This is a genomic window from Pseudoalteromonas luteoviolacea (genome assembly GCF_021654285.1).
GTDB lineage: Bacteria > Pseudomonadota > Gammaproteobacteria > Enterobacterales > Alteromonadaceae > Pseudoalteromonas > Pseudoalteromonas luteoviolacea_J.
This window is the reverse complement of record NZ_JAKFZS010000020.1, coordinates 107,410-119,135: the sequence shown is the minus strand read 5'-3', so window position 1 is coordinate 119,135 and position 11,726 is coordinate 107,410. Positions and strand designations below refer to the sequence as shown.

The 11,726-nt window shown below is 40.3% G+C and carries 7 protein-coding genes and 1 CRISPR repeat array (1 of these 8 running past the window's edge); all 7 genes read left to right on the top strand.

From position 1 onward, the window contains the following. Positions 1–1,164: 1,164 nt before the first annotated feature. Positions 1,165–1,995, top strand: coding sequence for a helix-turn-helix transcriptional regulator (locus L1077_RS18450; RefSeq protein ID WP_237138411.1), 831 nt, complete (start codon positions 1,165–1,167; stop codon positions 1,993–1,995). Positions 1,996–2,090: 95 nt separating this feature from the next. Beyond that, entirely contained in the window at positions 2,091–3,104 is a 1,014-nt protein-coding gene (gene cas1f / locus L1077_RS18445; protein WP_237138410.1) for a type I-F CRISPR-associated endonuclease Cas1f, read from the top strand. Beyond that, positions 3,101–6,463 (top strand): type I-F CRISPR-associated helicase Cas3f, encoded by a 3,363-nt coding sequence (cas3f, locus tag L1077_RS18440; RefSeq protein WP_237138409.1) that lies wholly within the window; start codon positions 3,101–3,103, stop codon positions 6,461–6,463. Before cas1f ends, cas3f begins: the two co-directional genes overlap by 4 nt. A gap of 1 nt (position 6,464) precedes the next feature. Further along, a complete protein-coding gene (gene csy1, locus L1077_RS18435; protein WP_237138408.1) occupies positions 6,465–7,967 on the top strand; it encodes a type I-F CRISPR-associated protein Csy1 in 1,503 nt (500 codons plus the stop codon). After that, positions 7,964–9,142, top strand: coding sequence for a type I-F CRISPR-associated protein Csy2 (gene csy2, locus L1077_RS18430; RefSeq protein ID WP_237138407.1), 1,179 nt, complete (start codon positions 7,964–7,966; stop codon positions 9,140–9,142). Before csy1 ends, csy2 begins: the two co-directional genes overlap by 4 nt. A 28-nt stretch (positions 9,143–9,170) precedes the next feature. Then, a complete protein-coding gene (gene csy3, locus L1077_RS18425) occupies positions 9,171–10,160 on the top strand; it encodes a type I-F CRISPR-associated protein Csy3 (protein WP_237138406.1) in 990 nt (329 codons plus the stop codon). Between the two features lie 7 nt (positions 10,161–10,167). Continuing rightward, the gene (cas6f, locus tag L1077_RS18420) at positions 10,168–10,803 is read left to right on the top strand and encodes a type I-F CRISPR-associated endoribonuclease Cas6/Csy4 (RefSeq protein WP_237138405.1); all 636 of its coding nucleotides are present in this window, start codon (positions 10,168–10,170) and stop codon (positions 10,801–10,803) included. Between the two features lie 150 nt (positions 10,804–10,953). Beyond that, positions 10,954–11,726: a CRISPR direct-repeat array (repeat unit 28 nt; unit sequence CTTCACTGCCACGCAGGCAGCTTAGAAA) (it continues 2,195 nt past the right edge of the window).

The following is an 11,726-nucleotide window of genomic DNA, read 5'->3' as shown; positions in this document are numbered from 1 at the left end:
GTTCACTGCCGAACAGGCAGCTTAGAAATGCCACAGAGTTAGTTAAGCCTGTTGCCGTTGGTTCACTGCCGCACAGGCAGCTTAGAAAGGCGATTTCTTTTTGATAGCAAAAGCGAATCCGTTCACTGCCGCACATGCAGCTTAGGTGATGAGTGACCGAAACGCAGTTTCGCAGCGCGAGGAAGTGAGGTCATGGATGACCGATGTAACCAAGCTCCATGGATGGATTTCAGCTCCGTATTGGAACTATTCCGATTCACTGCCGCACAGGCAGCTTAGGTGATGAGTGACCGAAACGCAGTTTCGCAGCGCAAGGGGTGAGTCGCTTAGAATAAGGTCATGGATGACCGATGTAACCAAGCTCCATGGACGGGTATCGGCTTAGTTTTACCGTTAAAAAGTTGCTTTACTACCACAAGTAGTTTGATGTATTTGTGATAAATTTGGGGCCCAACAAGAACAAAATTGGCTCCTGATTTTCATCAGGATGGCGAAGAATAGAGAGCATTGTACAGGCTGCTTTGGAGGTACCTACCCACAAATCTGCATATTCTCACCTCCGTCATTCCGAGCTTGCCTCGGAAACCATTGGTTTTTTCGATGAGAGGCCATTAGTAAAACCTGTAAACACAATTTCCCTTTTAACCGAGCATCATGGAAATCGAGATCGATTCTCACTGACAGGTTTGTGAAAAATGGTATTTATTAAGGTGAATACAGCGAGTAACAACACAAGAAAACAGACACATAACAAACCTAAGAAAAATAGAGCTATGTTTAACAGTAATGTTATTAATGCCCCTATAATTGGTGCGCCCACTATCGCAGTAAGCCAGTCTTTGGTTAGCCACAAGTAAAACACGCAACCAACTGTATTTAATAGGTACCACTGATTTGATGAGAAGAAGATATAACCACGAGTGAGTATCATATCAAGTAAGTGAGCAATTTTATCCGTTGGCAGTCTATCCATTGGTAACTTAACTTATTTTTGCAGTTTATATGATTTAACTTAGCAGATAACAGCTGTTCAATGAATAGACTAAACCAGACTTTGAGTTAGTTAAAAAATAGCGTGCTGCGCCTAATTTTTGTCGCGGATCAATGACTTCTACATTTTACTTTGATACATTTTGTTCACGTTAATTTTACTAAAAGTGATTTATGCAGGCTAAGGAAGAGCAATATTTTAGATATATTGAGGCGGTGTTATTTTGGCAAGGAGAGATCCAAACAGGCACTTTTCAAGACAAGTTCAAATTATCAAGACCCAGCGCTAGGCGTTACCTAACTGACTTTATCGCGCGCTATCAAATTGACGCGCATTATAACGAGTCTGAAAAAGCCTATGTATTGGCAACCCCCTTTACACCTAACTATATTTCCCAAGACTTTACCGAGTATGCCAATTTAATTGGTGAGCAGTATGTACATAACCTAAGTACCTCGACAATAGCAACGCTCCCTTTACCTCATAGAAAGCTCAACCCCACTATTTTGCGGCCCATATTAAACGCTTGCCGTCGGCAAAGTGTACTCGATATCCGTTACCAGTCGATAAAAGAAGGTGGAGAAACAGAGCGTATTATTCGCCCACATACATTGGTGAACTCAGGCCTGCGTTATCACCTAAGAGCATATTGCGAAGACGCAAGAGGCTTTAGAGACTTTTCACTATCTCGCATCTTATCTGCATGTCCTGAATTTAAATGTAAGGCACAAAAGTACAAACAAGATGATGAAGCATGGCAGCAGGAAGTCAAGTTAACCATCATGCCAGATCCGCGTTTAAGTGACTATGCTCAGCAAGTCATTGCTCATGATTTTGATATGAGCGGCAACAAAAAACAGCTCAAAACTAACGTGGCGCTGCTTAATTATTTGATCAGTATCTTACGTTTAGATGTGCAACACCCAAGCCCAGAAGCTCAGCAAATTGTGATGGACCCCGATTGCTATCGAGCTTTGAGAAAGCAAAAGCTACTTTGGAATTAAACACCTGTAAAAAATTTTACTGATCAAAAGTGCAGCATTGAAGCCGCACATAGATAACAGTAGGTTATGTCTAAACCCAAAGGAAGTGGAAGACGATGGAAGACTTTAGCCCTAGCGATTTAAATGCCATTTTGCACTCAAAACGTGCCAACTTATTTTATCTGGAATATTGCCGTGTAATGCAAAAAGATGGTCGCGTTTTATATTTGACCGAAGCCACCAAAGAGAACCTCTATTTTAATATCCCTGTTGCCAATACCACGGTTATTTTGCTGGGTAATGGTACTTCAATTACACAAGCGGCGATGCGCATGCTTGCTCAAGCTGGTGTATTAGTCGGTTTTTGCGGTGGCGGTGCAACGCCTTTATACATGGGCTGTGAAATTGAGTGGATGACACCGCAAAATGAGTATCGACCAACAGAGTACCTGCAAGGCTGGATGGGATTCTGGTTTGATGATGAAAAGCGCTTAGATGCTGCAAAGCACTTCCAGCAGGCACGGATCGCATTTTTAAAGCAAGTTTGGCAAAAAGACCGAGACTTAAAAAATGAAGGCTTTAACTTTGACGATAAAGCTATTCAAAGCGCGCTGGATACCTTTTTTACGCGTACAGACAAAGCTAATAGTTCACAAGCGCTGCTGTTAACCGAAGCACAGCTCACCAAGGTACTTTATAAATATGCCGCAAACGCAACCGACAGTGAAGATTTTAAGCGCCAACATAAATCTTCCAAAAAGGTTGATATTGGCAAAGCTAATGATTTTTTAAACCACGGCAATTATCTCGCTTATGGTTTGGCTGCCTGTACTTTGTGGGTGCTAGGTATTCCTCATGGTTTTGCGGTGATGCATGGAAAAACCCGTCGCGGAGCCTTGGTGTTCGACATTGCCGATTTAATCAAAGATGCATTGGTACTGCCTTGGGCATTTATCTGCGCCAAAGAAAATGCCACCGAGCAAGAATTTCGACAGCAGATCCTACAAGTGTTTACCGACCACAAAGCACTGGATTATATGTTTGATCAAGTAAAGCAAGTTGCATTGCAAGAGTTTAGTGAAGATCAAATAGCCGCCATTGAAAATGATCAAAAAGGTGATGCCTTATGATGGTCACATTTGTATCTCAATGTGAGAAAAACGCCCTCAAGAAAACCAGACGTGTACTGGATGCCTTCGCCAACCGCATTGGCGACAACACATGGCAAACCGTGATCACCCAAGATGGGCTTGATACCGTTAAAAAGATGCTGCGTAAAACTGCCAGTCGTAGCACTGCGGTGAGTTGCCATTGGATCAGAAGCCGTGCCCGAAGTCAGCTTTTGTGGGTTGTGGGGAATAAAAGTAAGTTTAATTTGGAAGGCGTGGTGCCGGTTAATTATACTCATGCTGATGCCTCTGATTATTATGATTCTCATTATTGGAAAACATTTACTGAAATAAAACACGCAGCAGCAATAGCAGGTTTATTTCATGACTTTGGTAAAGCTAATGTGCTGTTTCAAAAGAAGCTGAAAGGGCAGTCGAAGATTTCTCATGAGCCATTTCGTCATGAGTGGGTTTCTCTAAGAATGTTTCAAGCATTTGTCGGCGATAAAAAAGATATTCAGTGGATAAATGCCTTAGTCCAACCAAATAAAAGTGATTTTGAATACTTTATTAGAGACGGCATTGATAAAGACAAAGAGCATAGCAACCCTTTAATGGAGTTATCGGGTTTTGCTCGATTAGTAGGCTGGTTGATCCTTTCTCACCATAAGTTACCTATCTCTATAAAAAACGCTCCATTTTCAGAAACCGAGTATTGGCAAGAAAAGAATTTTTCCGCTTTATGGAACTCGCCTAAGTCAGCCAATGATGATGAGCAAGCAAGGTTGCAAGATAATTGGGCATTAACAGAGTATGGTAGCCCCGTAAATAGTTTTCATTGGTGTTCTAAAGCTTGTTTTGTAGCATCAGCAGCTAAAGCACAATTAAATTTCAATCAAAATAAAAATTGGCTAAATGATGATGCTTTTACTACCCACCTAGCTCGGCTTTGTTTAATGCTGGCTGATCATACTTATTCTGCCAAGCCTGTTGAAGATATACGTTTGGATTGGCGTAGTGAAAACTATCCTGTTATTGCAAATACGGAAAAAAATAAGCAGGGAGAAAAAGTAACAAAGCAGCAACTAGATGAGCATTTGATTGGCGTTGCCCATTACGCATCAACAATCGCAGATGGCTTAATAAAGCTAAACAATGATTTACCACAATTAGAGCAGAGTAACGCACTAACGTCGAATGTTGATGGAGAGTATAAAGAGAAATTTGGTTGGCAAAATGATGCCAAAAAACTGGCTAAATCCTTAGGAAAAGAGACTAAAAAACATGGTTTTTTCGGCATTAATATGGCATCGACAGGAAAAGGTAAAACGTTAGCCAATGCCAAAATAATGTTTGCCTTAGGTCAAGAATGTGGTCGAACGCGCTTTAATGTTGCTTTAGGTTTAAGGTCGTTAACACTGCAAACCGGTAAAGAGTATCGTAAAGAGCTAGGTCTGACGGATGAAGAATTAGCTATCTTGGTTGGAGGCTCGGCGGTAAGTCAACTATTTGAAATGAAGGAAAAAGACGAAAGTAAAGTCACCATCAAGGAGCAACCTAATCTTGAAGGTAAAGGTAGTGAGTCAGAACAAGATTTATTAGATAAAGACTTACATATCGATTATAAGTATGCGGGTCAGCACCATAGCTTATCAAGGTGGACAAAGCACAATGATAAGATAGAAAAGCTACTTAATGCGCCGCTGCTTGTCTGCACTATAGATCATCTTATGCCGGCATGTGAGGGCATAAGAGGTGGCCAACAAATCCCAGCCAGCTTAAGGTTATTAACTTCTGATTTAATACTCGACGAACCCGATGATTTTGGCCTAAAAGACTTACCTGCATTAACTCGGCTTGTTTATTGGAGCGGTATGCTAGGTAGTCGTGTATTGCTTTCTACTGCAACTATGCCACAAGCATTAGCTAATGCATTATTTAGAGCCTATAAAAAAGGTTGGCAGCAATTTGCTAACGCTAATATTGATAACTTTAATGGTGAAATAAGTTGTGCTTGGTTTGATGAGTTTAAAGTTAAAAGTGAGCTAATAGCTGATGATAGTAACTTTAGGCAAGCGCATAGCAAGTTTGTATCAAAGCGCATTCAATTATTAGCTAAGGAAATACAGCCTAATCGTCTTGGCTATATATTGGATGTCATCAAGCAAGAGAACCATGACTGTATTTATCAACGCTACGCAAAAACAATTCATCAAGGTGTTTTAAAGTTACATGATGAACATGCTAATGATTATCACGGAATAAGCTTTTCTATTGGTTTAGTGCGCATGGCTAATATTAACCCCCAGATAGCGGTTGCCAAAGCATTATTAGCACTTACTAGCCCTAGCAATATCTGTATCCATTATTGTGTTTATCATTCTGCTTATCCGCTTGCTATTCGTTCTCACTTAGAGCAACAGCTTGATGTTTGCCTTAAACGTAATGCTAAAGACAGGTCATGGCCACCAAAGGAGCTAACTGATAAGTTAAAGCAATACCCAAACAAACATCATATTTTTGTGGTGCTTGCATCTCCGGTAGCAGAAGTAGGGCGAGATCATGACTATGACTGGGCAATAGTTGAACCAAGCTCGATGCGCTCGATAGTACAACTAGCTGGGCGCATTTTGAGACATCGAAGCATACTACCATCCAAGCCTAATATTTTTCTTTTAAGTCAAAATATCAAAGCATTAAAACAAGAGAAAATTTGCTTTGAAAAGCCAGGTTATGAATCTGAAAAAATTAGCCTTATTAGTCATGACCTTAATAGCGTACTGAGTGGAGAGCAGTATGAAAAAGTCGATGCAACTCACAGTATTTCACTAAAAACGCCTTATAAAAGAGACAGAAGTGGCAAATTTTTCAATTTAGTTGAGTTGGAATATGCCGCGCTGCAATACCAGTTGTTTGAATTGAAGAATAAGCAAGATAAAAACCAAAAAGCCGCATCGGCTTGGTGGGATTATTCACCTCATTGGTGTGGCGAGATACAAAAACAACAACGATTTAGGCAATCACAAAAAGATGAGGCTTATTACTTATTTGTTGATGAAGCTGGTGAACACTGCTGGCAATGGAAAAATGAAGACGCTTACCCAAATGAGTTTACGCCAGAGCTAAACGCTATAGACATAGATAAGATTGAAAATCTGACAATCACCAATGGCAATCAATTTTGGTTTGATTTAAAACCATATCCAATTTATCAACAGTTAGCTGACTATTTTCAAATAGATTTAGAGCAAGCCACCAAGCGTTTTGCTGAGCTTAGAGTGGTTCTTTATCAAGTTAATCCAGCGAAGACCTACCAATACCATTATCACGAAAATTTAGGCTTACACCAATTACCGAATAAAAAAACAAGAGATCGTTAATATGAATGAAAATGAACAAAGCAGGCCCTGGTCTGCATTGATAAAAGAATATATTGATAACACGGGAGAGCAAAGCAAGCTGTCAGAGTACAGGCAATTATTGCTAGCTGATTTTTATAAATCACAATTACTCACCGCCAAAGCGCCAGAAGAGCAAGATTTAAAAGCGTTCAACAAGGCTTGTAAGGCGGCTGAAAAAATCAAAGTCACAGCTAAAGAGTGCGATAAACTATCGTTAGTTTATGCTGATTTTATTGGTAAGGCTTGGATAAAAGGAAATGCAGAGCAATTAACAAAGTTACAAGCAAAATCTTGCTTTTATAATATTTGGATTTGTAAGGCATTAATGCAGGGTGATGGTGTATTCCCTGCCACTCATATTGCCAAGTTAACTCATTCAAGCAGTAGCGCATCATCAATATTTGATCGTATTTCTGCACAAGACGATCGCTTTCTTACCACCTCATCATTGCGATCGCCTGTTATTGATGGTGCTTACCCTAATGGTGCACTTTCAAAAAATGTGAAGTTTTTAATGCTCGACAATGGTGGTTTACTAAGTGAAGAAATTTACCAAGGGAATAGTGAGCCATTATCGTCTTTTGCCGATGATGAGCAAGAGCTAGCGTCTTGGATTACTGGTTTTAATGCCATTTTCAATGCTCCCCTTAAAAGTGATAGTTTAGCCAAACAAGTTTATTTTCCTGTTGATGACGGTTATCACTTATTAACCCCGCTTACATCTTCAGCTACTTGCCAAGCTATCTATGATAGGTGTTTTTCGAAAGATGTAAAAAAGCAACAGGAAAAAGACGGCAAAGCAGTCAAGGCGCAAACTTATAGTGATCATAGTTATGTACGAACAACTAATACGGCGAAAATCGCTACGGTTGCGAGTCAGCCTCAAAATGTATCGGTACTAAATGGCAAACGAGCGGGCAAAGTTCATTTATTTTCTTCACAGCCCCCTGTATGGCAGTCACAGTTAAAAGCGCCATTAACTAAAACATCGTATTTTGATGGTTTGTATCTCTCTAGATCATGTCAGGTAAGTATTGAATTTATCAGAGACTTTATAATTAGATTTAATGACTTATCACTGAGTATTAAAGACCCTAAACGTAAAAAGTGGTTAGAGAAATGGGTGCAAAGTGTTTTTGATGAAATACTTGATCGCGTTTCTTATCTTCATGCTTTACCAGCGGGTTGGTCGGCAAACAGTGAGTTAACTGATGAATACCAATGTTTTTTAGACCCTTATAGGCAAGATAAAGCCTTTCAAGCAAAGCGAAAAACCATCGATTGGCAAACTGTTGTGCGCAGAGATTTCGCTAAGTGGTTAAACCGCTGGTTAGTAGGCAAAGACAAAACCTTAACTGCCACAACTGCCCATAGAAAACTTTGGCAATCTTTTGTTGAACATCAATTAAGAAGGTTTGAATCACAAGTTCAAGTTAACCTAGCGCAGACGACTCAAAACTTGGCGGAGGAGACATTACGATGAAGCAATATATATTACTCAGCCATATTCAAGTGCAAAACGCCAATGCCGTTGCAGGTTTTACATGGGGGTTTCCTGCGATCACTCACTTTTTGGGCTTTACCCATAACCTATCAAGAAAGCTTGAAAATAACACTGGTTTTGATGATATCTCATTAGGTGGCTGCGCGATAATCTCCCATCAACACCAAGTGCATACTTATCAAGCTTCAAGAGACATCGAATTTTTGCAAAGTAAAAATCCACCTTATATGCATGGCACCTCTGCGGCAAAGCTAGGGGATGCGCCGCCCATTATTGAAGAAGGTAAAATGAACCTGACTGTTTCTTTGTTGATAGCCTATGAAGGTAATGTCGGTAACAGAGAAACTAGCTTTACCAACTGGCTAAAAGCGATTTGTTGCCGCCAGCGCCTTGCTGGTGGTTCGATCGTGAGCATAAAAGATATTTCATTAAAGACGGTTGAAAGCGAGCAAGATGTAATAAGGCTAAATTACCAATTACTACCGGGTTTTGTATTACTAGATAAAAGTGATTATTTAGCGGAGTGCTATGGCGAGCTATTAACCCAAAATACCGATGCAGAACTGCTTGATGCTTGGTTAGATTTTTCAAGATTAAAGCAGCGTGCACGGCCAAAATCGAACTTGATTGGTAAACACCTGTTGGACTTATTGCATCAAGACTCAAGTAACAACAATGTCAACCAGCTGTTTGAAGTTTGGCAAGAACATCTTCATCAAGACGTTTTTAGACCAGAGCATATTCCACAGCAATTAATCGAATACTTTGCAGGCTTACCTGCGGATAAACACAACAAAAAGTTGTTACAGCAATGGCAACACTATTGTGAGCCAAGTAATAAAACCCCCGCAGATTGGAACTATGTAAAACGTAAACATATTGGCTACTTAGTACCAATCATGAACGGTTATAAGGCCATTTCAGTCAAGCAAAATAACAATCAAGTTGCTAACACACGCGACAACGAAACTGATGTTTGTTTTGTCGAAGCGACTCATGGTATTGGGCTGTGGTGCGGTATACATAAAGTCAATACACCAGAAGCATTGGAAAAAAGCTTATGGCAATACTCTTATGACAAGAGTAATCCTCATTGGTACTTGTGCAAACAAGGACTAGAGACAGACACGTTTATCGAATTCGAAGAATTTTAAAGTTTTACTACTCTTTTTAGGAACCATTATGTCAAAAGAAATCAAAATAGAATTGCCAAGCTTACTTTCATTTGAGCGTAAATTAGAAGTGTCGGATGCATTAATGTTTTCAGGTACATGGCAAGAAAACTTTAATGAAGACTCAGCAGAATGGCCGAAAATTGCAATATCACAAAGGCAAAACCGCTCAACACAGAGTGCACATGGTATTAGTGATGAAGATAAAACTAAACCAAATCCAGCGTCATCAGACAGTGATGATGCTAACTTACCTTTAAATGCGGATACATTAAAAGTCAGCTTTTCACTTCGTGTGGTGGGTGATTTAGGTAAGCCGTTTGCTTGTAATGCCCCCGAGTTTGAATCAGCCATTTTTAATAAAGTTGATGAGTTTAAATCCAGTGAAGACTTGAATTCACTGGCTTTTCGTTATGCCTATAATATAGCTAATGGTCGCTTTTTATGGCGAAATCGTGTAGGAGCTGAGGCAATATCAATTCATGTAGAAATTACAGAGTTTGATCAAACACTCATATTTGATGCTTATGATTTTTCATTAAAAAACTTTGAAAAAGGAGCTAACAACCAAGCTTTAGCGATATTAACCGAAGCGATAGCAAAAGGGCTAGCAGGCGATGATGAAAGCTTTGCTTTGATTAAAGTGAATGCCTACGTCAAATTAGGTAATGGTCAGCACGTTTTTCCATCTCAAGAAATGAATATGAATGAAAAACGTAAAGTATTGTTTAAGCTTAATGATTGTGCTGCCATTCATAATGTAAAAGTTGGAAATGCATTACGTACTATTGATAACTGGTATGGCAAAAACACTCACCCAATAGCTATTGAGCCTTTTGGATCAGTTACCCAGCGCGGTGAAGCATACAGGAAAAATAAAATTGATTTGTACACATTAATGGTTAAATGGGTACGTGATGAAAACTTAACCTCAGATGAGCGAGCTTACGTTGCAGCTAATTTAATCCGTGGTGGTGTATTTAGCCGCTCAAGTAAGTAGGTGAGCTATGAATTACTACCAAGAAATTACCTTATTACCAGAACCAGAAGTACCCCTTAGTGACATTTGGCAAAAGGTGTATCAACAAGTGCATATTGCGCTTGTAGAGAACAAGGTTGATAAAAATAAATCAGCTATTGCCGTTGGTTTTCCTCAATATGGTAAAGCTAGTTTTCCGCTGGGTTCAAAATTGAGGCTATTTGCTAAAGAGCAAGCACAGCTTGAACAGCTTAATATCGCTAAATGGCTAAGTCGGCTTGAAGACTATACGCATGTTAAAGGCATAAAACCTGTACCAGATGCGGTCAGTTATGCGAGTTTCACGCGAAAAAATGTTAAAAGTCCTACGAGGGTTAAGCAGGATATGAAAGAGCGTGCTAAGCGACGAGCACAAAAAAGTGGAAAAACATTTGATGAATGCATGACTGAACTCGCTGAGACTAAACCTGGTCCATCCGATTTGCCATTTATCTTTTTGCATAGCCAGCAGACCAAAGCTCGCTCTCCAGATAAAAATAGTAAATACCCACTGTTTGTTACTATGCAAGAATTTGACAGTGATACACATGGCACATTTGACTGTTATGGATTGAGTGCAAAGGCAAATGATGAAAATTCGGCTGGGTGCGTACCTCAGTTCTAACAAAATAAAGGGTATTTTTACCCTTTATTTTTGCTCTTTTAAAATCTGTATAAAATACAATGAGTTGTAATAGGCTGTTTTTAACAAGGTAAAAATAGGCTTTTTGCCTCAATAGCCTGTTGCAACTTATCTTTTTTCATTTATTCTATACTTCACTGCCACGCAGGCAGCTTAGAAACTCAAGCCCAAGCTTGTCATGAAAAACAGGGACTTCACTGCCACGCAGGCAGCTTAGAAAGTTTGAGGCTGAAACAGATTGCTTAACTTTAACTTCACTGCCACGCAGGCAGCTTAGAAACGTTGGATGCTGGCGATCGAAATCGACGTTAACTTCACTGCCACGCAGGCAGCTTAGAAACGGCAGGACAGGGGCTACAGAACTCATTTAAACTTCACTGCCACGCAGGCAGCTTAGAAATTGAAATTAGGGCGTTCTACATTGATCGTTTCCTTCACTGCCACGCAGGCAGCTTAGAAAGAGTATTGCAGCTGGTATGGCCAATACAGTTGCTTCACTGCCACGCAGGCAGCTTAGAAAACTTCAAACCGTGCACGGCCCGCGCTGTTTAACTTCACTGCCACGCAGGCAGCTTAGAAAACGGCGACAGGTTTTACACGCTGGCTTTTGGCCTTCACTGCCACGCAGGCAGCTTAGAAAGTACGATACGGCCAACCGCATGGGCTGTAAAACTTCACTGCCACGCAGGCAGCTTAGAAACATGGTTTCCAGCGTAATCACCATCATTTTCACTTCACTGCCACGCAGGCAGCTTAGAAAACCAAAAACAGAGTTTGCCGTTATACTCAAATCTTCACTGCCACGCAGGCAGCTTAGAAATTGATATGCGTAACGAAAATCAAGGCGGGTGACTTCACTGCCACGCAGGCAGCTTAGAAATAAATCGTGGGTGCATGACCGTCTG

Bases quoted from the DNA above. Each gene is read 5' to 3' on its own strand.
- csy2 (WP_237138407.1), top strand. From the start codon at position 7,964: ATGAAGCAATATATATTACTCAGCCATATTCAAGTGCAAAACGCCAAT.
- cas3f (WP_237138409.1), top strand. From the start codon at position 3,101: ATGATGGTCACATTTGTATCTCAATGTGAGAAAAACGCCCTCAAGAAA.
- csy1 (WP_237138408.1), top strand. From the start codon at position 6,465: ATGAATGAAAATGAACAAAGCAGGCCCTGGTCTGCATTGATAAAAGAA.
- L1077_RS18450 (WP_237138411.1), top strand. From the start codon at position 1,165: ATGCAGGCTAAGGAAGAGCAATATTTTAGATATATTGAGGCGGTGTTA.
- csy3 (WP_237138406.1), top strand. From the start codon at position 9,171: ATGTCAAAAGAAATCAAAATAGAATTGCCAAGCTTACTTTCATTTGAG.
- cas6f (WP_237138405.1), top strand. From the start codon at position 10,168: ATGAATTACTACCAAGAAATTACCTTATTACCAGAACCAGAAGTACCC.
- cas1f (WP_237138410.1), top strand. From the start codon at position 2,091: ATGGAAGACTTTAGCCCTAGCGATTTAAATGCCATTTTGCACTCAAAA.